Origin of the sequence: Dactylosporangium sp. NPDC051485, assembly GCF_040682015.1 — a bacterium.
Lineage (GTDB): Bacteria > Actinomycetota > Actinomycetes > Mycobacteriales > Micromonosporaceae > Dactylosporangium.
In genome coordinates this window covers 1-21,942 of sequence record NZ_JBFAZW010000128.1, presented here as the reverse complement: position 1 = coordinate 21,942, position 21,942 = coordinate 1, and the positions used below count along the sequence as shown (strand labels likewise).

Here is a 21,942-nt window from a genome sequence, read left to right as displayed (position 1 = left end):
ATGTTCGACCTCGTTCGATGTCGGCCCGACACCAGCACACATGCTAACCACGGGGCTGCTAGGTTGGGCACTCTCGATGGGCGCCGATGACTTTGCGCTCACGGCGGGTGCTCCTGGCGGGTGCTCATCGTGAACGCTCCTGGTCGGGCGCCCGCTGCGGGCGCTGCGACCGGCCGCTCTGTCGTAGGGTGCGTCGGCTCTGGGCGCTCGCGGTGGGGCGCGCTTGGTGCGGCGCTCGTGGTTGGGCGCGCTACTTCTGCAGGGGGCACGGGCGATGGCCGAGAACGTTGGTGCCGGGCTGGCCCGGGTGGTGCTCGCCGCACCCAAGCGGCGGCTCGACCTGGCGCTGCCCGAGCAGATCCCGCTGGCGATGCTGCTGCCCGGCGTGCTCCCTCGGGCCGGCGAGGCCCTGGCCGACGACGGTCTCGACCACGGCGGCTGGGTGCTGCGCCGCACCGACGGCAGCACGCTGGACCTGAGCCGCACACTGGCCGCCCAGGAGGTGCGCGACGGCGACATCCTGCACCTCGCGCCCCGCTACGCGGAGTGGCCGGAGCTCGAGTACGACGACGTGGTCGACGCCATCGCGGCCGGCGCCCGCCGCCACGGCGCCGCCTGGAGCCCGGCCGCGACCCGGGTCACCGGCCTGGCCATCGGCCTGAGCCTGCTGCTGGGCACGCTGGTCCTGCTGCTGTTCGCCGGCCCGTCCTGGACCGTCCCCGCCATCGCCGCGCTGGTCGTCGGGGCCGGCCTGCTCACCGGCGGCTTCGTGCTGTCCCGGGCGATGTCCGACGCGACCGCGGGCACCACCCTCGGCGCCGCCGGCCTGGTCTACGCCTTCTTCGGCGGCCTGCTCGTGCTCGGCCACGACGAGCCCCTGTCCCGCCTCGGCGCCCCGCACCTGCTCACCGGCGCCGGCGCCCTGCTGGTCTTCGCCGTCATCGGCTACCTCGCCGTCGGTGCCCACGTGCGGATCTTCGTGGCCGGCATCGTCATCGGCGCCCTGGGCGTGCTCGCCGGGCTGCTCGGCCTGACCTCCCTCGGCGCCCCCGAGTGCGCCGCCGCCCTCGTCGGCCTGCTGGTCCTGCTGGCGCCGGCCCTGCCGCTCATCTCGGTGCGGCTGGGCAAGGTCCCGGTGCCCCAGTTGCCGCGCACGACCGACGACCTGCTCCAGCACGATCCGGTACCGCCCGCCGCCACCACCTACGCCACGGTGGCCCGGGCCGACGAGATCTTCACCGGCCTCCTCTTCGCCTTCGCGGTCCTCAACGTCGTCTCCTGCTGGCTCATCAACCGGGAGCCGGGCATCATCACCGGCATTCTGGTGGGCGTGGTCGCGGCGGCCAACGCGCTGCGGGCGCGGCTCTTCGCCACCGTGCGCCACCGGCTGCCGCTGCTGCTCACCGGCCTGGCCGGGCTGGCCCTGCTGATGTCCCGGCTGACGGGCGCCGACCTGCCGGTGCAGGCGGGCGTGGGGGTGGGGCTGCTGCTGGTGGCGGTGCTGGCGGTGACGGCGGGGATGCGGTACAGCGCGCGGCCGCCCTCGGTCTACCTGGGCCGGCTGGCCGACATCTTCGACGTGCTGCTGGTGCTGGCCACCATCCCGATCGTCTGCCAGGTGCTGGGCGTCTACTCCTGGGTCCGCGGCCTGGCGGGGTAGGGGCCGCTCAGCCGATGATCTCGCCCTGGTCGTCGACCTCGGCGAAGGGCTCGCCGCGGACCAGCCGGGTGACCGCCTCGTCCGGCGAGCCGCCGACCAGGAACTGCCCGGCCTCGTGCAGCAGGAACACCCGCCCGTCGGCGGCCACCACGATGTCGCTGGGGCCGTCCTCGTACCAGGCCAGCGGGAACACCGGCATGCCCAGGTCGGCCGCGAACTCGGCGAACAGGTCGGCCAGCACCCGGCCCCGCGTCGGCCAGAACTGCACGTCGAAGCCGCCGGTGGCCACGCCCGGCTGCTTGAGCTGGCGCAAGGACAGGCCGCCGAACTCCTCCAGCATCCGCCGGGCGACGGGGAAGACGGGCAGGCGCCGCTCGAGCTCAGGTTCGGCGGCGTAGAGGCTCTCCAGCCAGGCCGAGACCCGGGCGCCGACGTTGCGGTCGGAGCGCCAGCCGGCCTTGGCCAGCACCTGCCGTACCTCCTCGGGAAAACGCCGGCGGGCGGCCATCTCGCGCTCGTAGAGCTCCGCGACCCCCTGCGGCGACAGGGAGGGCCACGTCGACAGCTCGCCGGTCTCCTTGTCCACCACGGCCAGCGGGGCGCCGATGACCTCCGGGGGCTGGGCAGGGTCGGACGGCGGCACCTTCGCCCACGCTACGTAGCCGAGCTCGAACTCGTAGAGGCCGACCTCGCCCTCGCTGACCGGGAGGCTCGCCAGGGCCCAGGGCCGGGCGATCTGCGTGGCTTCATCAGGCGTCACCAATGCCGTACCTCCGTGGTCGCTGGCCTATCGTATGCAGCCGAGCGTCTCGCGAGTCGCGTGGGCCACGGGGAGGGGATCAGCGCAGATGCCGTCGCGGCGGGAACAGATCCAGTCCTATCAGTACCTCGTGCAGCGCGTGGTCAATGCGTTCGTCTCCGGCGACGCCGACCCGGCGATGTCGCCGACCCGCCGGCTGGCCGGGGCCGGCTTCGCGAGCGTGATGGTGGCTGTGCTGGCCGTCGCCGTCTTCGGCGTCATCGGGCTGGTCAAGCACGGCGGCAACACCGGCTGGAAGGACAACAACGCGGTCGTCATCGAGCAGGAGACCGGCACGCGGTACGTCTACCGCGACGGCGTGCTGTACCCGGTGGCCAACTACTCCTCGGCGATCCTCGTCGTCGGCCAGCAGGCGACCACGGTCACCGTCTCCCGCGAGTCGCTGGTAGGGGCGACCCGCGGCCCGCTCATCGGCATCGCCGGCGCGCCCGACGCGCTGCCGCCGGCCAACCGGCTGCTGCGCGACGACTGGTCGGTGTGCGCGGTCGCCGGCAAGGACGCCAGCGGCGGCGCCACGGTGACCAGCCAGGTGATGGTCGGGCAGGCCCTCGGCGGCGGCACCGACCTGGGCGACGCCGCGTTCCTGGTGCGGGAGTCCAGCAGCGCCGCGAAGGTGCACCTCATCTGGCACGGGCACCGCTACGCCGTGACCAACAAGGTCGCGCTCGGCGCGATGGGCATCGACCAGCGCGGCCGGCTGACCGTCGACGACGCCTGGCTCAACACCGTGCCGGTCGGGCTGCAGCTCACCGCGCCGACCGTCGAGGGGCGCGGCAAGGCCTCCACCGCGCTGAAGAACTTCCTGGTCGGGGAGGTCCTCTCCGTCCAGAGCGGCGGCAGCACCACCTACTACCTGGTCCGCCAGGCCGACCTGCTGCAGCTCACCGCGATCGAGCAGGCGATCGTGGTGGCCGACCCGGCGACCGCGGCGGCGTACCCGAACGCGACGCCGGCGGCCAAGCCGGTCGCCGCGGCCGAGGTCGCCACCGTGGCCAAGGGCAGTCGGCCGCCCGCCTCCGACCTGGACCCGCCGGCCCAGGTGCCGTCCATGGTCGACATCGACGCGGACAAGACGGTGTGCACCACGTTCGCCGACGGGCAGGCCGCCCCGAAGTTCCGCGTCAACGCCGACCCGCCCGCCGCGGACGCCGGCATCGCGACCAACGGCAGCAGCTCGGACGTCGTGGCCGCCCGGGTGGTGGTCCCGCCGGGCAGTGGCGCGCTCGTGAAGGCCACGCAGTCGGCCGGCGCCGACTCGGGCACGGTCTTCTTCGTCACCGACCAGGGGCGACGCTACGCGCTGCAGAGCGGGGCGCAGCCGGCCTGGTTCGGCTACGGTGCCATCAAACCGATCGAGCTGCCGTCGTACGTCATCGCCCGGATCCCCAACGGGCCGGGCCTCGATCCGCGGGCCGCGAAGCGTCCGCTGACGGGCTGACGCCGGCTTCCCGCAGGTCCCCCCTGCAGGAAGTGGGCGGACTTCGATACGGTGATAAGGCGAAACGCCGTGCGGGACATCCGGCACGGTTGGGTAGCCGCCCTACGGGGAGGCGCGGGCAGACCGAATGGAGGTGGGTCTGACGATGGCTGGCAAGGGCGTAACCACCGATGCCGCAGTCATGGCGAAGACCGCTTCGGAGATCGACGGGGCCGCTGACCGGCTCACCGGCATGTTCAACAAGCTGATGAACGAGCTCACTCCGCTGCAAGCGTCCTGGGTGGGCGCCGGTGGCTCCTCGTTCCAGCAGATTCGCGACCGGTTCGACGGTGACGTCGCCAACCTCAACGTCGCGCTGCGCAGCATCGCTCAGGCCGTCTCCAGCGCCGGTCGGGACTACACCGTGAGCGACGACGAGATGCGCCAGGAGATGCAGCAGGCCGGGGCGAGCGCCGGCGAGATCACGCGCGCCCTGATGATCAACTGAGCGGAAACGGGGAGGAACACCATGCCCGGTGACGAAATCGTCGTCGAGTTCGCGGCCCTGAACCAGGCCGCGGCGGACATCAGCAGCGCGCTGGCGTCGATGCAGTCGGAGCTGGACAACGTCAACTCGACGGTCCAGCCGCTGGTCGCGACCTGGCAGAGCGATGCGCAGGAGGCCTTCCTGCAGCGCAAGGCCGAATGGACCAACGCCGCCAACGACCTGCACACGCTGCTCAACGGCATCAAGAGCGCGGTGCTCAAGTCCGCGGAGATCATGCAGGCCCGCGAGAAGGCGAACGTCGCCAAGTTCGCGCGCTGAACCTCGGAAGGGCACGGCCCTGCTCGGGCCGTGCCTTTTTCAGGGGCCTTGAGGGTGCCTTTCGGGAGGCCTTTCAGGAGGCGGCCGCGAACGCTGCGTACACGGGCGTGTGCGGCAGGCGATCGTAGATGGCGAACACCACGCGGTCGAAGCACGGCACCTCGAGCAGTGCGGCCTTGAACGCCGCCGCCACCTCGGCCGGCACGTTGGCGAACACGCCGCAGCCCCAGGCCCCCAGCACCAGCGTGCGGTGGCCGTGCGCGGCCGCGATCCGCAGCACCCGGGTGGCCCGGCGGCGCAGCACGGCGGGCACGTCCCCGGCATCCTTGCGCTGGTTGCGCAGCAGGGCCCCGAGGTTCGGCGCCGCGGCGGTCAGGAAGGCCGTGCGGAAGGGCGCGTCCAGCAGCCGGCCCTTGTCGTCGCGGAAGACCGGCACGCCCGGCGAATAGATGACCCTGTCGCTGTACCGCAGGTCGCGCTGCTCCCGGTGAAAGGCGTAGAACTCGGGGGCCGTGCGCTGGCAGGCGTACAGGGCGGAAGCCCGCGCCAGGCTCTCCTCCTGGGCCTGGGCGCCGCCGAGGAAGCCCCCGCCGGGATTCTTGGCCGAGGCGAACACGAGCGTCGCCGCACCCTCGCCCACCCGCCGCGCCGCCTCGAGCGTCGACTCGTGCGTCACCTCGATCGCGGGCGGCCCGTCGACGCGCCGCCCTTGCGCGACCGAGTCCTGCGGGCCGTACAACCGGGTCCCGTGCATGGCTTCTTCCACGGCCGACGCGATCGAGACCTGCTGGTCCTTGGCGCTGGTGTAGAAGCCGCGCTCGGCTATCTCAACGGTTTGGCGGGCAATCTCCCGCAAACGACCGCTCACGCTCGAAGACGGTAACGTTCACCGGCGTCGCTGGCGATCGAGTTCCGGTCTCCGGTCGGCCTCCTCGACCACCTGAGGTCGAGGTGTTGCATCAATCGGCCGAGCCGCGGCGGGGCAGGGCGAAGAAGACGTCCTCGGGCTCCACGTCGGGGTCGCGGGCCGGGCGCGGGGCCGCGCGGACCTCGCCCGGACGCCAGGCGCGGACCCGGCCGCGGCGCACGGCCACGCGCATGGCGAAGATCACCAGGGCGGCGAGCAGCACGGCCACGCCGGCGATGGCGGCGACCTGGGCGGCGTCGTTCCAGCGGGCGGTGCGGGCGGCGGCGGCCGGGTTCACGGCGGGCGGCGGGATCGGGTCGCCGCTGACCAGGTTGTTCTTCGACGGGGCCTCGTTGACGGCCCGGTACGGGTCGACCATGCCGAAGCCGAACTCGTTGGTTCGGGTGCCGCCGCCGATGCGGTTCGCGTCGGCCCGCAGGCGCCAGGTGACGTCGCTGTTCTTCAGGTTCGGGTTGGCCGACCAGACCAGGGCCGCGGCCGCGCTGACGAACGGGGCGGCGAAGCTGGTGCCCTTCCAGTACTCGTGGCCGCTGACCCGCGTGGCACCGAGCACCAGGTTGCCGGGGGCGGAGATGTCGACGTACGAGCCGATCTGGGACTCGTCAACGCGGGTGAGGTCCCGGTTGACCGCGCCGACGCCGAGCACGCCCGGGTATGCGGCCGGGTAGGAGGCCGGGTCGCTGCGGATCGGGTTGCGGGTCGAGCCGATCGGCGGGTCGGAGGCCTCGGCGTTGGCGTGGTGGTTGCCGGCGGCGGCGATGACGACGCAGCCCTTGGTGTTGATGGCGTAGTCGACCGCCTGCGCGACGGCCGGGTAGTCGGCGTCCAGGCTGAGCGAGATGTTGATGACTTTGGCGTTCTGGTCGGCGGCATACCGGATCGCCTTGGCGAAGACGTCCGGCGTCACCGCGTCGCCGTTCGTCCCGTCCGCGTGGTCGCTGACCCGGATCGGGAGGATCTTCACGCCCTGGGCGAGCCCCTCGAAGCCCACGCCGTCGGTGTGCTTCGCGGCGATGATGCTGGCCACCGCCGTACCGTGGGAAGTGCAGTCGAAATCGGCGCCGGCGGCGTTGCGCAGGAAGTCGTAGCCGGGCAGGACCTGCCCCGCGAGCTGCGGATGCGCGCCGTCGACACCCGAGTCGACGACCGCGACGGTGATGCCCGCCCCCGTGGTCGTCGGCCAGATGCGCTGGGCCCCGAACAGCTGCTGCGGCCAGGGCGTTTCCTTCACCACCGAGCCGGACTTGGCCGGGCTGTTGCACACCCCGGCGGGCGGCGGCCCCGCGAGCGCGGGGGAGGGCGTGCCGAACAACGTGGCCGCGGCACCCAGCGCTGCGATGGCGGCGAACGCCTGACGCTGCACGTCGTGGCCTTTCTGCCGGATCGATTCGGTCTGGTGGCGTATTGCCGTTGTTGAGTATCGTACGGTTGGACGGCCGGCGACGGGGAGGGCACCTTGGACAACCGTGCGCTCCGAGCGCGGGCGGATGAGCTGCTGGGAGACCTCGACCGGCTCCGCGGCGGGATGAAGACGCTGCAGCAGCAGCTGCGCTCGATCACGGCCACCGCCAAGTCCGACGACGGGTTCATCACCGCCGTCGTGGGCCCGCGCGGCCAGCTCATCCGGCTGGACATCGACGCGCGCATCTACCGCCGCCCCGACTCGCGCCAGCTCGCCACGTCGATCACCAGGACCATCCAGACCGCCGCGGCCGACGCGATGCGCCAGGTCCAGGAGGCGTGCAAGCCGTACATGCCGGAGGCCGATATCCAGGCCCACCTGGAGTTCGACCTCGACGGGATGCGGCACAAGCTCGACTCCGAGCTCGGGCTGCTCGATGTGGAGAACGCGACGGGTAAGGAGAAGCGATGACGGCCGACAACACCGTGGTCAACCCCACCGAGGCGCTCAGTGCCGCGTCGCAGATGACCACCGTGGGTGACTCCATGCTCGCCAAGTGGCGCGGCCTGCGCGCGCGCATCGACGAACTCAACGCCTCGCAGCCGTGGGGCAACGACGACCCCGGCAAGAACTTCAACAAGAACTACCTGGAGGGCGAGCACCCGCCGGCCACGAGCGTCCTTGAGGGCGGCGAGAGCATGGTGATCGCCGTTTCCAAGCTCGGGGATCAGGTCCGCGAGGGCGTGCAGGGCACGGTCGACCTCGACGACCTGACCGCCGAGTGGTTCAAGAAGTCGTGACGCGGCCCCGCCGGGGCTGACACGGGGAGCCATCGACATTGTCTGTGCAGAAGCCGTCCCTCCACCCCCTCGACTGGCTGTGGGACGCCGTGTGCATCATCGGCGGCGGTTCCGCGTGGCCGGAGGGCGACGAGGACAAGCTGCGTGACCTCGCGCGCGCGTGGCAGGACCTCGGCACCGAGCTCAACGGCCGGCTGAACAACGCCGACACCATCGCCATGCAGATCGCGCAGGCGTGGGGCGGCGACGCGGGCGAGGCGTTCAACACGTACTGGAGTGCGCTCGCCGTCGGGCCGGAGCACGGCCTGCCGCAGGTCGCCGACATCGCGATGAACTACTCCGCGGCGGCCGACAACGCCGCGATGGAGATCGAATACGCCAAGCTCGTCCTCACCATCACGCTCGTCATCACCGTCATCACGGTGCTCATCTGCCAGGCCCTCGCGTTCTTCACGGCCGGCGGATCCGAGGCCGCCGCCGGGGCCGCCGTGGCCACCGCCCGGACCATCGCGGGGCGCGTGCTGCAGCGGCTCGTGCAGTGGCTGGGCAAGGGGATCATCCGCAAGCTGTTCACGAAGTTCGTGATTCATGAGGTACAGCAGATTGCCTTCTCGGTCGGGGCGGACTTCCTCGCCCAGGAGATCCAGATCGCCGAGGGGACGCGCAAGGAGCTCGACACCAACTCCCTGCTCAACAGCCTCGTCTCCGGGGCCATCACCGGGGCGCTGACCTTCCCGCTCAACTTCGTCCACCTGCCGATCAAGGGCCGGCTGCCGCGGGTGGCCGCCAACGCCGCCATCCACGCCGGGGCGAACGCGCTGGTCATGCCCGCGTCGATGATGCTCACCACCGGGTTCATGACGGGGGACTGGAGCTGGAAGAACATCACGCAGGGGATCTCCCTGGAGACGTTCCTCAACGGGGCGGCCATGGGCGGGGCGATGGGGGGCATCGGGGCGCTTCGCAGCCCGCACGCTCCCGGCACCAGGGCGCCTGGTGAAGTCGGGACGGGCGAGACCGGGCGGCCCGGGTCCGAGACCGGGGCTCATGAGCCTGGTCTGGGTGACACTGCTGGCCTAGGCGACTCCGGCCGCCTCGGCGATTCGGGCGCCCTCGGCGACTCCGGCGGGCTCGGGGATACGCGTGGGCTTGGCGATACGGGTGGACTCGGCGATCGCGGTGGGCTTGGCGATGGCGCTGGGCTTGGCGATGGCGGGGCTACGGCCGGTGATCATGGGGCCGGAAATGTCGGTGGGTCCGGGTACACTCTGGGCGACGGCAATTCACTGGCTCCGAACTCCGAGAACCCGGCTGGCGGCTCCGTCACCGCTCCTGTGGACTCGACTACGACGACGGCACCGCACGCCAGTGACCCTGTAACGCAGCATGGTGGCGATCCGGTAACCCATGGTTCGGGTGACCCGGTGAGCCAGCGCGCCGCCGACCCGGTCGTCCAGTCCGCAGGCGATCCGGTGACGCGGGGCGCTGGGGATCCGGTGACCCATTCCGGGGCCGAGCCGGTGACCCATCGCGCCGAGGGGCACGCCGGCCAGGACGCTGGCAGCGGTTCCTCAGGCGACCGTTCGACGGGCACGACCGGTAGTGCGCCGTCCCGGGATGCTGCGCCGATCGTCGCCGACCACCCGGCCGCTGGTGCGGAGCGCCCGGGTGACCAGGCACGGACGGCCGAGGGCGGGCGGGCAGCGGACACCGCCCGCACCTCGGATACGGGCCGCACCACGGACGCTGGCCGCACAACAGATACGGGCCGCACTACGGATGCTGGCCGCACTACGGATGCTGGCCGCACCACGGATGCTGGTCGTACCACGGAAACGGGCCGGACGACCGAAGCTGGCCGCACTACGGATGCTGGTCGGACGACGGATGCCGGGCGCGGGACCGACGGTGCGCGGACTTCGGACGGTGCGCGGACTTCGGACGGGTCGCGGTCCGGCGAGGGCGCTCGTGCGGCGGACGGGACCCGGTCCGGAGATGGGGCTCGGTCCGGAGATGGGGCTCGCTCCGGCGAGGGTGCGCGGACGGGCGAGGGGGCGCGTACCGGCGAGGGGGTGAAGAGCGGGGACGGAGCGAAGAGCGGCGATGGGGTGCGGGCCACCGATGGTGGGCGTACGGCCGAGCAGAACCGGACCAACGGCTCTATCCGGGCCCCTGAGCGGTCGGGCGCGCCTGAGGCCGGGCGGCCGGCCGACGGCGGGGCGCGGACCGGGGACCACGTGCGCTCCGGGGACGGGGCCCGCAGCGGCGATCCCGTGCGTTCCGGCGATCCTGTGCGAGCTGGCGATCCTGCGCGTTCCGGCGATCCCGTGCGGGGCGGTGACCCGGCTCGGGTCGGCGAGCCTGTTCGGGGCGGTGACCCGGCTCGGGTCGGCGACCCCGCGCATGCCGGTGAACCTGTTCGGGGCGGCGATCCTGTTCGGGCGGGTGATCCTGTGCGCGTCGGGGATCCCGTGCGGGCCGGGGACGGCGGGGCGGGGCAGCCTGGGCACGCCGGGGAGCATGCGCGCGGGGCCGAGGCCTTGCCCGTGCACGACGGGACCGGGAACGGGCACGATCCGATGCGGGTCGGGGACCGGGACAAGGAGCCGGCCGCGCTGTTCGTGCCGCTGCCGCGGCTGGATGACATGCCGGTGCGGCTCGGGGGTACCGATGCGCCGACAGCCGGGCACACGCGGACCGTTGGCGGGCACGACGCTACCGGCGGTCCGGGGGAGCACGGCGGCGGGCGCGACTCGGGGGCCGGCGGCGAGCGTGGGGGCAGTGGCCGTGATGGCGGGCCCTTCGACGATGGGCCGCGGGACGGTGGGCCGCGCGACGACGGGCCGGCCGGGGGTGGCGACAACCCGCCGCCGCCCGGGGATCGGCCCGGGGGCGGGGGCAACGAGCCCGGCTCGAAGCTGTCGACGACCGAGACGGCGGCGGGCACGCGCAGCTACGAAGGGCCGGCCCGGCACTTCGAGGGGGATCCCAACAGTGCCGAGGGCAAGGCCGCGGTGGACCGGTCGGCGCGGGATCTCGCCGACGCGGCCCGCAAGCAGATGGACGCCGAGAAGGTCGGGGCCAAGAACAAGGTGCGGGTCGCCGGGGCGCTGATGACGGCCGAGGACCCGAGCGTCACCAGCCACACGAGTGCGCGGCCGATGCGGCACTCCGATGGGACGCCGCCGACCGATTTGCGGGTGCATCCCGAGGCACAGCGGGTGCTCGACGAGATCAAGGCCGCGGCCGAGCAGGACCCCGACAAGCGCATCGGGCAGAACCACGGCAAGTGCGCCGAGATCGTGCTCGTGTCCGACCGGCTGTACGAGCTGGAGCGGCAGTGGGACGGGTCCGGGCGGCCGGGGGAGTTCGGGGACTACGCGCGCGACCACCTGCGCGACGGGGTCGTGTCCACGCACTGGATCGGGGAGGGGTCGCGGCAGGAGCACGGGGAGTACGCGCCGCCGTGTGACACCTGCGGGCCGTTCATCGACGACTTCGGGATCACCGCGATCGATCCCCATGAAGGGGTCGCCGCGCACGATCCCACCATCGGGCCCCGCGATCCGAACGCCGGGCCGCACGATCCGGGCGCCGGGGTGCATGAGCCTGGGGCCGGGGTGCACGACGAGTCCGGGGCGGGCGGGCCGCATGACAGCGAGCCGCCCAGCACTGTGGGGCGGGTCGGGGATGGGCGTACCGTCGCGGAAACCCGGCCCGGCGAGCACATCGATCCGCCCAAGGAGCACGACGTCCGCGTGCTCGAGGACGCGTTCCCGCGGGACGAGCACGGCGAGCCGGTCATGCACCCCGACCCCCGCGAGGGGGAGTGGGCCGAGAAGGTCAACGACGGCGGGCCGAACGAGCCGGGGCGCAACAACAACTGCCCCGACGTGGCCATGGCCGTGCTGGCCAACCACTACGGCGAGCCCACCGTCGCCGGGTCGATGCACGACCCCGCCGTCGGTGGCGAGCACAACGGCGCGCAGCGCATCGCGGAGTGGACCCGCGGGGAGTGGGAGCTCCACGGGCGCGACGCCGGCGGGCTGGACCGGGTCGAGGCGCAGCTGCGCGAGGCCGGGCCCGGGTCGGCCTCGGTCATCGTCGTCAAGTGGGGCGACAGCGGCGAGGGGCACTCGTTCAACGCCATGAACATCGGCGGGGACGTCGTCTGGGTCGACATGCAGCGCGGCCTGATCTCCGACCACGGGCCGATCTACGACAGCAACATCGCCGGGGTCTGGTCGATCACGCTCGACGCGCACGGCGAGCCGATCCTGCCGGGTGCGCACGAGCCGGGCGGGGTGCACCAGCCGCACGAGCCGGGGTCGTCGGGGGGCGAGGCGTACCAGCAGAAGGAGCTGTCGCGCCACCCCGTCGCGTACGGCACGGAGATCGAGATCCCGCTGCACACGGGGCCGGACGGGCGCGTGCACATGGCCGGCGACCCGAAGGGGACCTGGCGCATCGAGACCGGTCACCTGCGGGGCGAGACGGGTTTCGTCAACGACTGGCACAAGGCGGTCCGGCACAACATCGTCGTGTCGGTGCACGAGGGCGAGTCCAGCCCGCACATGCTCAAGCACGACGAGGTGCTCGCGCGCGACCCCAACGTGCGCACCGACCCGGTCGAGGGCGTGCGGCACGCCTCCCAGGACTGGCACGCGGCCAAGGACGAGGTCAGCAAGATCGTCGAGGCCCGCAACCACGAGGTCGACCGGGTCAACGAGCTGCTCGGCCGGGAGGGGCGCCGGGCGTACAGCCACGACAGCTTCGCCCCGGGCGAGGCGTACGACCGGACCGTCGCCGAAATGAAGCCCTCCGACCTGGCGAAGCTCCCGCAGGAGGTCTTCGACCGGTTCGACCAGCTGACCAAGGACTACCACCTGGCCCGCAACGAGCAGGCGAAGGCCAGCGGCGTGGCCGGCATGCACGCGGGCCTCGGCACCGCGCGCGAGCTGCTGCTGCGGACCGACCCGGTGCACGGCGAGGTCCCGCCGGAGACGGTGCACGTGCGCGGCGATCCGGCGTCGGCCTCGCCCGGCGAGGTCGACATCATCGCGCTGCGCTGGAACCCGGAGCACCCGGAGCTGAACCGGCTGGACATCTGGGAGGCCAAGGGCGGCAACGGCAAGATCGGCGGACGGTTCGACCCGGTGCTCAAGGGCCGGGTCGAGCAGGGCACCGCGCCCTACCTGAAGTGGATGCTCGAGAACGACCCGAACCTCCTGCGGCTGTACGACGAGTTCCCGGGCCTGCTCGACGGCGTCAAGAGCGGGGCGGTGCCGATCGAGTACCACAAGGTCACCCAGTCGATCCTGCCGCGGGTCGCGGGCGAGACCGACCCGGTCAACGGCAAGCCGCACGTGCCGGAGCCCACCGGGCCGACCACGAAGATCAACGACTTCCTCATGGACGAGGGCAAGAACGTCCTGGACCGGGCGGGCATCGAGCCCAACTGGGACGTGATCCGCTCGGTCGCGATGCCGGAGTCGCCCGGCCACGCGCTCGGCGGCGGCGAGTTCGCCCCGCCATACGTCAACGTGGCCGACGGCGGGCGCACCTGGCACGCCACGATGCCGCCCGAGCTCACCTGGCGCGGCGCCGACCCGCACGCCGTGCAGGCGCACGTCGGTGAGCTGCTGCGCGGCGCGGCCGACCCGCGGGCCTGGGTCGACGGGGCGCCGCCGCGGGTCGTCGTCCACGCCGAGCACGGCATCGACGCGGCCACCGCGCGGCTCATCGAGCACACCCGGATCGACTTCCCGCAGCCCGACCCGGAGCACCCGGTCGCCGCGCCGCGGGTGCTCGTCGACGGGCCGCGGCTGCACGGCGACCCGATCCGGCTGGCGCACGAGATCATCGAGCAGGACCGCCGCGAGGACGTGCCCTTCTTCGACGCCGGGACCCAGGAACGTCAGACGGTCCGGGTCATCGACGGCCGCCTGTACGACCAGGAGGGCCTGCCGCTGCACGGCCACTACATCTTCGCGGTGGGCGAGCACGGCCAGGAGATCCACGCGATGCGGTTCTCCGAGGCCGGCGCGATCAACGCGAAGCACTCCAGCCTCTTCGCCGGCGGCAACGTCCACGCGGCCGGCGAGCTGCGGGTCGACAACGGCCGGCTGGTCAGCGTGGACAACCACAGCGGCCACTACACGCCGGTCGCCGACCACGTCAGCCGGGCCCGCGACGCGTTCCGGTTCCACGGCACCGACCTCGGCGGCGCCGAGTTCAAGGTGTCCGACGGCGATCCGACGCCCTACTCGCGGGCCCGCGGCGAGGAGGCCTTCGACCGGGCCGTCGCCGAGCTCGGCCGCCCCGGCGAGCTCGACGGCGTGGCCGGCGTGCACCGCGTCACCGAGGCCGAGGCCATGTCCCGCACCGGCGACTCCGCGCTGCTGCGGGTGGAGCTGGCCGACGGCACCCACGTCGAGGTCGACGCGACGAGTGTGCGCGACTTCCTGCGCGCGGGCCGCTACGAGGGGCCCGACGCGGCCGGGGTCCGCCCGGACCGCATCGTCTTCACCAGCGACCACGACCTCGCGCTGCAGGGCTGCGACCAGCTGCGCGACCGCATCGAGGCGGCCCTGCCCGACCACGGCGCGGCCCCGTCCGAGCCGCGGGCCGCGGTCACCGGCGGCCGGCCCGACCACGTGCTGAGCGAGCTGGACCGGCTGCTCGCCGAGCGGCTCGGCCAGGCGCCGCTGCACGACCGGTCCGGCGAGCCGCTGCCCCCGCCCCGGCACACCAACCACTCCGTCGCCGCGCTGCGCGACCTCTCCCACGAGCAGATCCGTGGCCTGGTCGACGCGGCCGGGCTGTCCGCCGGCGAGGCCGCGCACCTGGTCGGCGACCTGGTGGCCCGGCGCGACGCGGTGCTCGCCCGGTGGGAGCGCCCGCCGCTGCCCGAAGAGGTCCAGCGGATGACGGAGTCGGCGCGCCAGGACCTGGAGTACCGCCGCAACGAGCCCAGCCCGCGCGACGTCTACGACTCGCTGCGGGAGCAGGCGCACCGCAAGACCGCCGACTACTCCAGCGGCATGACGATCCGCGAGGCCGCCCGGGCCATGGACGAGGCCGTCGTGGCCCGCGGCGGCACCCCCCGCTACGAGCGCATCATCGACGACTTCCTCGCCACGCCGGAGGGGCGGGCCCACCACGAGGCGATGGTCGGCCTGGACCTGGCGACCAGCCACGCCCCGCGCTTCGACCTCGTCGACGAGCGCTTCCGGGACGCCTCGCCCGAGTGGTCGGCCGCGCGCCGCGACGAGCACGCCGCCGGCTGGACCGGGCCGGAGCACGAGGCCGTCCGCCGCTACGGCGGGACCGGCAACTACGACGTCGATCACTACCTGCGCACCGGGGAGTACAACCGGGAGTCGGACCGCGCCGACGCCTATCGCCTCCAGGGCGCGATGCGCGAGTCGACCGCCGACCTGCGCCTGCACGGCTACCTCGACCCGCGCCGGCTGGGCGTGGCCGAGCTGTCCGACCTGCCGCGGCTCATCGACGCCGCCGTCACGATGGACGCCTTCACCTGGCTGTCGGCCGACGAGGCCTCCGCCCCGATGGTCGGCACCGTCCGCGTCGTCGTGGAGGCTCCCAGCGGTACCCCCATGAGCTGGATCGGCGGCGCGAACCCCGACCACGCCGAGGGCCAGAGTCACGTCGTGCTGCCCGCCGGGGCGCGCCTGCGGGTGCTGGAGCTCGCGCGCCTCGGCTACGACCGCTACGAGCTGCGGCTGCGCTACGAGGGCTACGACGACCCGGCCGCGCTGACCGGGCGCCTGCACGACGGCCCGCCGCCGCAGGACCGCGGGCCGTTCGCGCCCGAGGGGCTCACCCGCGGCAACGAGGACCTGCTGGTGCGCGGCGACGGCCTGCCGATGACCGCCGAGCAGGCCCGCGAAGCCGCCCGCGCGGCCGGCGTCGACCTGCGCGGCATCGAGGTCCGCGTGGTCACCGACGTGGAGCAGGCCCGCTTCCTGGACCGCCAGGGCGTCGCCGCGTTCGTGCCGCCCGAGGAGGGCGGCCGGGTGCTGCTGCTCGGCCCGGCGGCCTTCGCCGACCACGACACGCTGGCGGCGACGCTCACCGACACCCTTCGCGACCGCACGGGAGACCATCGTGGTGATCCGCTTCTCGGTGGAGTCGATGTTCGACTGGACCGGCCGGGGCCTGCTGATCTCGGGCCTGACGCTGGGGGGCGTCATCGAGCCGGGGATGGCGCTGGGCAATGGGACCGGGGTCCGGGCGAGGGTGCTGGCGATCGAGCCGGAGAGCCCGCGGGACCGCCGCGAGGGCTGGACGACGCTGCTGGTCGAGGCGGGGACGCCGAGCCCGGTCGCGGACCGGGTGGTGCTCACGGTGGAGGAGACCCCGGCGATCCCGTACACGTATCACGAGGCGCCGGGGAACGTGACGATCTCGGAGGCGACGCCGGGGACCCGTCGATCCATGACTATCGAGCTGGCGACATCCTTGCGGCGCTTCGCGGAGACCCTGCCCCCGCACAGCCGGGAGATCACCCGGGAGCAGGCGGAGCGGCTGGTCCGGGCGGCGGGCACGAGCCTGCCGTCCGAGCCGGAACTGCGCCGGATCCTGCTGCGGCGAACCTAGACGCGCACCGGGCGGTGCGCGAGCGCGTCGCGCCGGTCGCGCCGGAGCTGGCCAACGTCGTCGAGCAGTTGCTCGACGACCCGCACGCGCTCAACGTCACCAACTCGCTGCGCAACCCGGCCCTGCGCGAGGTGGTCCTCGGCCACATCGAGGAGCTGGGCCGCGGCGACGCCCTGGCCCCGTACGGCGGCGACCTGACCGGGCTCCTGGAGGACCACCCCGGCCGGGGGCCGCTGTTCGAGAAGGTGCCGCCGCACGTCAACAAGGTCGTCGTGGGCGGCGTCGAGCGCACCCGGCTGGACGTCTACGTCGAGCAGCTCAAGACCACCGACCCGGCCCTGCGCGTCGGCGCGCACCCGACCGAGGCCGACATGGCCCACGTGCGCGACTACGCCCGCCGCCTCGTCGAGGAGGTCAAGCCCGAGGTCGACCGGCAGCTGACCGCGATCGCCGAGCGCATCGGGGCCACCACGGACGGCCCGGTCGACTACAACAGCCGCCCGAAGGACGCCGAGGGCCTCATCGACAAGGTCGGCCGGATGAGCCGCGGCCGGCCCGGCGCTGCGCCCCGCGACTGGTACCGCGTCGGCGATATCGTGGACGCGGTGGGCGCCCGGATCACCGTGCCCGACACCGCGAGCCTGGCCCGCACGCTCCGCGCCGTCGTCGAGCACTTCGGCGTGGGCGACGGCGGACGGATCGTGGAGGTGGACAACATGTACGCCTCGCCGAAGGCGAAGAGCCCGGAGTACCGTGTGATCCCGCTCTGCGTCGGCATCGAGGTCAACGGCCGCCACTACGTGTTCGAGCTGCAGCTCACCACGCTGCGCGCGTCCATCGCCGCCGACATCGAGCACAACTCGCTGTACAAGCCCTACGTCGTGCTCGGCCCCGCCGACGCCGAGGCCGTCCGCCGCGCCTTCGAGGAGGCGGCGGCCCTGGACCAGCTGGAGGACAGCTCGTGACCGAGCGCTTCGTGTTCCGGCTGGGCGAGGCCTACGACGACCTGGAGCCGGTCTTCGTCGTCGACGGGCGCGACTATCCCGACGACGCCGCCGCGCGCGCCGACGTGGAGGCCGCCCGGCGGGCCCTCGACGAGCGCCGGCTGATCGCCGACTACGAGGCTTCGGCGGCGGCCCCCGAGGCCCCCCGCTCGCCCCTGCCCACCTGGCGCGAGTGGCGCGCCCGGCACATCGACGGCGGCGCGCCCATCGGCGTGCGGCCCCGCCCGGACGTGCAGGAGACCCCGCCCGGCTGGGCCGCCATGGGCCGCTGGCTGGAGACCTCCCAGGCCTGGCTGGACGCCCAGCTCGCCGCGGCCGCCGGTGCCGTGCCCGGCGCGCGGGTGCGCCGCGTGCGCGAGCCCGAGCCCCGCCGCGTCGGTCGCGCCTCCGTCGTGCTGGCCGAGGAGCGCTACCAGGTCGACGTCGAGTACCTCGCCGTCCCGGCCACCCTCGACCCGATCGCCGCCTGGCTCAGCGCGAACGGCTGGACGGTGGTCCCCGACGGGGCCGCCCTGCGCGCCACCAACGCCGGCTACACCGTCACCGCCGTGTGGACCGAGCGGTACAACTCGGTCCGCCTGGTCGGCTCGTCGCCGGCGGTCGACGCCACGTACTTCGACCCGCAGGGAGGATCCGCCGGTGCCGCGCACGTTTGACGGGTCGGTCGGCTGGCCGGCCCTGCGTGAACGCCTCGCCACGAGGCTCGACCCCGGCACGCTCGCCGCCCTCGACGAGGCGGTCGCCTTCGCCGTCGAGCGCCACGGCGACCAGCGCCGCCCGGCCGGCGAGCCCTACGTCGAGCACCTGCTGGAGGCCCTGGAGGCGCTCGCCGAGGGCGTGGGCGAGCGCGACCCGGACACCCTGCGCGCCGCGCTGCTGCACGACGTCGTCGAGGACACCCCGACCACGCTGGAGGAGCTCCGCGCCCGCTTCGGCGACCGGGTCGCCGAGCTGGTCGGCTGGGTCACCAAGGGCGAGGACCGGGAGGCGTACCTCGCCGCCCTGCCCGGCGCCCCCGACGCCGCCATCGCCGTGAAGCTGGCCGACCGCCTCAGCAACGTGCAGCGCCTGCGCACCCATCCCCGCCCGGCCAAGCGCGCCTCCTACTACCGCGAGACGGTCGCCACCATCGTGCCGCTCGCCGCCGGCCGGCCGTGGTTCGAGGACTGGTACCGCGCCTGGGCCGCCGAGCACGCGGATCTGGGCGGTGCGCAGTGAGCGTCGCGGAGTCCGACCAGCCGTTGCGGATCGTGGTGCTGGGCGAGCGGACCGGCGGCCGCCTCGTCCCGGGCGAGCTGCCCGAGCCCGACCGCCGCTTCCACCGCGCCCTGCGTTACCTGCGCAGCGCCGCGTGGGTCATCCGCGACCCGCAGACGTTCGGCCCCGACGCGCTCGATCCGGCGGCGGCTTCCTCGGTACCGCGGGGCTACCGCACCGACGGCGACTGGATCTGGCCGGTGGCGCTGGAGTACTACCTCGAACACCACGGCGTCGCCCCACCCGCCGAGCTGCTCGAGTTGATGGCCGAGCGCGGCTACTACGCCCCGCGCGCCCACGCCGACAGGTGCGGCCAGGCCCACCAGGCCCTCCTGCCGCACATGCCGGGCCCGTTCGAGCCGCCCGCCCCCATGCAGTTCCGCCTGCCGCCGGACGTCTACGACCTGCTGGTCACCGTCGGGTGGCAGCCCGGCCGCGACGAGAGCGCCCGCGTCGAGGAGTGGGCGGCCGGCCAGGGCATCGAGCTGGACGCCGCGCGGCGGCAGATCCTGTCCGAGTTCGGCGGCCTGACGTTTCCGGTGTACGGGTACGGCCGCGACTGGCGGGTCATGGCCTTCCACCTGCTGCCCAACGGCCCGCTCGGCGACGTCGCGGGTCCCCTGTTGCCGATCGGCAGCGTCCCCCAGTGGAAGTCGCAGATCGTCCTGGACCCGCGGCGCGGCATCGCCACCGTCGGCGAGGTCGAGCGCTACCTGGGCCGGGACATCGACGAGGCCCTCACCTCGCTCATCCGTGGCCAGGCCGTTGGCTAAGGTGGAGTCCATGTCGACCGCCATGCGCATGCTCGACGCGCCGCAGGTCCGCGGCCTGGCCCATCGGCTGCTCGCCGTGGGCCCGCTGCTGTACCAGGTCCCCCCGGACCGCCTCGCCGCCGAGCTGGGCTGGCCGCTGCTGCCCCGCAAGATCGGCTCCCTGCGCTTCGCCGACCCCGGCCTCCCGGTGGGCACCGGCCAGGCCACCCTCGGCGTCGCCGACAACGGCGCCGTGCGCACGGTGGCGGTCCCCATCTGCGACCCCCTCCCGGACGAGGAGACCGACGACGACTGGGACTTCCACCAGGACGCGTTCGCGTTCGCGGGCCGCGCCCTGACCGAGGAGCTGGGCCCAGTCGAGCGCACCATCCCCGGCGACCAGCCGGTCATGGAGTGGACGAGGGGCGAGACCGCCCTGCAGCTGTCCCGCGGCCGCAACACGGTGAACCTGCACCTCTTCGCGGCCCGGGACGTCGGCCAGGACGACGACGTCTGATGCCCGCGACCTGGGAAGACTTCAATCCGGCCCTGGTCCGCGAGCTGCAGCGCCTGGGCGATGGCCTCTACCTGGTGCTCAACGACCGCGCCCGCCCGTGGCGCTTCGCCCAGTTCTACCAGGCGCGCACCCACCTGACCGCCGAGGTGTCGGGCCAGACCGAGGACGGCTCGGGCGGCGTCCCGCACGACACCCCGCAGGCCCGGGCCCTGCTGGAGTCGATGGCCTGGTCGCCGCCCACCCCCTACGGCCGGTCCTGGCACCGCCAGATTCCGTGGCCCGCGACCGTGCGCGAGTATCGCGACCTGGCCGCGTCGGTGGTCCGCGCGCTGCATGAGGTCAACGGCACCGCCACCCCGGCGGACCTGACCTACCGGGCCTGGGACGGCAACCGCGACAACCGCCCGTGGACGGTGGACCTGCCCGGCGTGGCGGAGGCCCCACAGATCTAGATGTGCTCGCGGCCGCGCGTTCGCAAACCGTTCGGCGCGGGCGAGCACCGGTACCTCGGTCAGCGCCAGCCACAGCGTCATACCGAGCGCCGCGATCGACCGGCACTTGCACTCCGCGCATCGCGGATCAGTGCGCCCGATCGGGGGACTGGCCCGGCATTGCGTATTTGACCCGGCGTTGCGCCGAACGAATGTCTTGACTCTGACCTTGGTGGAGGCTGCACGCTAGTTTCCGGTGGGCGTGAGTGCTCGCCGGGATGGGAGGTATTCATGGTCGGGATTCGGTTGCGTGACGTGCCGGAACAACATGTGGTGTCGGAGACGGGCACTGTTGACCAGGCAGGGTTGGAGGCTTGGCTGCCGGGTGCGATGGCCCGAGTTGCGCAGCGCGCGCGGGCGGGCGGCGGTTTGCTCGGCAGCGCGCAGTGGCCGTTCCTGGAGCGGTCGGGCCGCCCGGACGAGCCAGTGTTCGTCACCATCTATGAGGGCAATCCCAATGAGGGGCCGACCTCGGTCGAGGTCTGCGCGCCGGTCGCGGCCGGGGGCGACCGGGTGATTCCGGCCCACCGCGAGGCGTACGCCCGGGTGACGAAGTCCCAGGTCACCAGCGGCGAGCTCGGCGGGGTGTACGAAGCGATCGAGAAGTGGATCGTCGCCAACGGGCTCACCGTCGCCCGCGCGCCCCGCGAGACGTACTGGACCGATTTCGGGTCTGCCGCGGCCGACGACGAGGTCTTCGACGTCGCCTTTCCGGTGACGTGATGGCCAGCGGGCCGGGGCTGCTGACCATCGGTGAGTTCGCCCGCCGATCCGGGCTGTCGATCCGGGCTCTGCGGTTGTACGACCGGATCGGTCTGCTCCGGCCCGCCGAAGTGGTACCAGGCAGCGGATACCGCCGGTACGCGGACCGCCAGCTCTACGCCGGCCGGCTGATCGCGCTGCTGCGCAGGCTCGACATGCCGCTCACCGAGATCACCGCGATCGTCGCTGCGCCCGGCCCCGACGCGGCCGGGCGGCTCGCCGGCTACTGGACCGCAATGGAACAACGGCTCGCGGCCCAGCGGGACCTTGCCGAGCGTCTGGTGCGCAATCTTGCCGCCGAGACGGCGACACCGCACGGCGCCTGGCAGGTGGCTGTCCGTGACGTTGCCGACCAGCACGTCCTGAGCGAGATGCGCTACGTCAACGCCGCCGAACTCGACTGGATCCGAGACGCCACCACACGGCTGAACACACTGGCCAGCCGCCGCGGCGGGCCGACCGGGCCACGGTTCGTGGTGTTCCACGGCGAAGTCAACGAGGACGCCCAGGGCCCGGTAGAGGTCTGCGTGCCAGTCCATCCCGACACCGCCGCCCGCACCGAGCCGGCTCACCGCGAGGCATACATCCCGTGGGCTTGACCCGATTCGACGGACAGGGTCGATGTGTTGATCCTCAAGCTACCCTGAGGGCGGTCAACGGCCGGACGCTGGTGCTGTTCTCGAA

General features: G+C 73.2%; 17 protein-coding genes. 14 read left to right on the top strand and 3 right to left on the bottom strand.

All coding sequences use genetic code 11. The annotated features are described in order from the left end of the window. The first annotated feature begins 274 nt into the window (after positions 1-274). Positions 275-1,660, top strand: a complete 1,386-nt coding sequence (gene eccD / locus AB0M46_RS44195; RefSeq protein WP_363346329.1) for a type VII secretion integral membrane protein EccD — start codon at positions 275-277, stop codon at positions 1,658-1,660. A gap of 7 nt (positions 1,661-1,667) precedes the next feature. Here eccD and AB0M46_RS44190 read toward each other — a convergent pair whose 3' ends face one another. Continuing rightward, positions 1,668-2,420 (bottom strand): SUKH-3 domain-containing protein, encoded by a 753-nt coding sequence (locus AB0M46_RS44190; protein ID WP_363346327.1) that lies wholly within the window; start codon positions 2,418-2,420, stop codon positions 1,668-1,670. Positions 2,421-2,508: 88 nt separating this feature from the next. Between AB0M46_RS44190 and eccB the strand changes: the two genes are divergently transcribed. The 3 genes from eccB (at position 2,509) to AB0M46_RS44175 (ending at position 4,723) form a co-directional block, all read left to right on the top strand. Further along, positions 2,509-3,918, top strand: a complete 1,410-nt coding sequence (gene eccB / locus AB0M46_RS44185; protein ID WP_363346325.1) for a type VII secretion protein EccB — start codon at positions 2,509-2,511, stop codon at positions 3,916-3,918. 127 nt (positions 3,919-4,045) lie between these two features. Further along, on the top strand, positions 4,046-4,405 hold the full coding sequence (locus AB0M46_RS44180) for a WXG100 family type VII secretion target (RefSeq protein WP_363346323.1): 360 nt from the start codon (positions 4,046-4,048) through the stop codon (positions 4,403-4,405). A gap of 21 nt (positions 4,406-4,426) precedes the next feature. Continuing rightward, on the top strand, positions 4,427-4,723 hold the full coding sequence (locus tag AB0M46_RS44175) for a WXG100 family type VII secretion target (protein ID WP_363346321.1): 297 nt from the start codon (positions 4,427-4,429) through the stop codon (positions 4,721-4,723). A gap of 73 nt (positions 4,724-4,796) precedes the next feature. On the opposite strand, the gene AB0M46_RS44170 is transcribed toward AB0M46_RS44175, so the two are convergent. Next, the gene (locus tag AB0M46_RS44170; protein ID WP_363346319.1) at positions 4,797-5,591 is read right to left on the bottom strand and encodes a TIGR02452 family protein; all 795 of its coding nucleotides are present in this window, start codon (positions 5,589-5,591) and stop codon (positions 4,797-4,799) included. Between the two features lie 91 nt (positions 5,592-5,682). Continuing rightward, entirely contained in the window at positions 5,683-7,014 is a 1,332-nt protein-coding gene (mycP, locus tag AB0M46_RS44165) for a type VII secretion-associated serine protease mycosin (protein ID WP_363346317.1), read from the bottom strand. Between the two features lie 93 nt (positions 7,015-7,107). On the opposite strand from mycP, the gene AB0M46_RS44160 reads away from it, so the two are divergent. The 10 genes from AB0M46_RS44160 (at position 7,108) to AB0M46_RS44115 (ending at position 21,857) form a co-directional block, all read left to right on the top strand. Continuing rightward, positions 7,108-7,524, top strand: a complete 417-nt coding sequence (locus AB0M46_RS44160) for a YbaB/EbfC family nucleoid-associated protein (RefSeq protein ID WP_344613157.1) — start codon at positions 7,108-7,110, stop codon at positions 7,522-7,524. Beyond that, positions 7,521-7,853 carry a hypothetical protein gene (locus tag AB0M46_RS44155; RefSeq protein WP_363346315.1) on the top strand — a complete coding sequence of 111 codons (333 nt, stop codon included), beginning with the start codon at positions 7,521-7,523 and terminating at the stop codon, positions 7,851-7,853. Before AB0M46_RS44160 ends, AB0M46_RS44155 begins: the two co-directional genes overlap by 4 nt. 44 nt (positions 7,854-7,897) lie before the next feature. Continuing rightward, a complete protein-coding gene (locus AB0M46_RS44150; protein ID WP_363346312.1) occupies positions 7,898-17,440 on the top strand; it encodes a toxin glutamine deamidase domain-containing protein in 9,543 nt (3,180 codons plus the stop codon). After that, positions 17,437-18,135 carry a hypothetical protein gene (locus tag AB0M46_RS44145; protein ID WP_363346310.1) on the top strand — a complete coding sequence of 233 codons (699 nt, stop codon included), beginning with the start codon at positions 17,437-17,439 and terminating at the stop codon, positions 18,133-18,135. The genes AB0M46_RS44150 and AB0M46_RS44145 overlap by 4 nt, the downstream gene beginning before the upstream one ends. Then, positions 18,119-18,697: an HD domain-containing protein gene (locus AB0M46_RS44140; RefSeq protein ID WP_363346308.1), complete on the top strand. Its 579-nt coding sequence runs from the start codon at positions 18,119-18,121 to the stop codon at positions 18,695-18,697. Before AB0M46_RS44145 ends, AB0M46_RS44140 begins: the two co-directional genes overlap by 17 nt. Continuing rightward, a complete protein-coding gene (locus AB0M46_RS44135; RefSeq protein WP_363346306.1) occupies positions 18,694-19,509 on the top strand; it encodes an SUKH-3 domain-containing protein in 816 nt (271 codons plus the stop codon). The genes AB0M46_RS44140 and AB0M46_RS44135 overlap by 4 nt, the downstream gene beginning before the upstream one ends. Before the next feature lie 10 nt (positions 19,510-19,519). Next, positions 19,520-20,005 (top strand): DUF6301 family protein, encoded by a 486-nt coding sequence (locus AB0M46_RS44130; RefSeq protein WP_363346304.1) that lies wholly within the window; start codon positions 19,520-19,522, stop codon positions 20,003-20,005. Then, the gene (locus tag AB0M46_RS44125) at positions 20,005-20,457 is read left to right on the top strand and encodes a hypothetical protein (RefSeq protein WP_363346302.1); all 453 of its coding nucleotides are present in this window, start codon (positions 20,005-20,007) and stop codon (positions 20,455-20,457) included. The genes AB0M46_RS44130 and AB0M46_RS44125 overlap by 1 nt, the downstream gene beginning before the upstream one ends. A 369-nt stretch (positions 20,458-20,826) precedes the next feature. Further along, positions 20,827-21,219: a GyrI-like domain-containing protein gene (locus tag AB0M46_RS44120; RefSeq protein WP_363346300.1), complete on the top strand. Its 393-nt coding sequence runs from the start codon at positions 20,827-20,829 to the stop codon at positions 21,217-21,219. Then, positions 21,219-21,857, top strand: a complete 639-nt coding sequence (locus tag AB0M46_RS44115; RefSeq protein WP_363346298.1) for a helix-turn-helix domain-containing protein — start codon at positions 21,219-21,221, stop codon at positions 21,855-21,857. Before AB0M46_RS44120 ends, AB0M46_RS44115 begins: the two co-directional genes overlap by 1 nt. Positions 21,858-21,942: the final 85 nt, after the last annotated feature.

Excerpts from the sequence above, each read along its gene's own strand:
- AB0M46_RS44155 (WP_363346315.1), top strand. The coding sequence starts at position 7,521 with ATGACGGCCGACAACACCGTGGTCAACCCCACCGAGGCGCTCAGTGCC.
- eccD (WP_363346329.1), top strand. The coding sequence starts at position 275 with ATGGCCGAGAACGTTGGTGCCGGGCTGGCCCGGGTGGTGCTCGCCGCA.
- eccB (WP_363346325.1), top strand. The coding sequence starts at position 2,509 with ATGCCGTCGCGGCGGGAACAGATCCAGTCCTATCAGTACCTCGTGCAG.
- AB0M46_RS44115 (WP_363346298.1), top strand. The coding sequence starts at position 21,219 with ATGGCCAGCGGGCCGGGGCTGCTGACCATCGGTGAGTTCGCCCGCCGA.
- AB0M46_RS44130 (WP_363346304.1), top strand. The coding sequence starts at position 19,520 with ATGTCGACCGCCATGCGCATGCTCGACGCGCCGCAGGTCCGCGGCCTG.
- AB0M46_RS44120 (WP_363346300.1), top strand. The coding sequence starts at position 20,827 with ATGGCCCGAGTTGCGCAGCGCGCGCGGGCGGGCGGCGGTTTGCTCGGC.
- AB0M46_RS44175 (WP_363346321.1), top strand. The coding sequence starts at position 4,427 with ATGCCCGGTGACGAAATCGTCGTCGAGTTCGCGGCCCTGAACCAGGCC.
- AB0M46_RS44180 (WP_363346323.1), top strand. The coding sequence starts at position 4,046 with ATGGAGGTGGGTCTGACGATGGCTGGCAAGGGCGTAACCACCGATGCC.
- AB0M46_RS44125 (WP_363346302.1), top strand. The coding sequence starts at position 20,005 with ATGCCCGCGACCTGGGAAGACTTCAATCCGGCCCTGGTCCGCGAGCTG.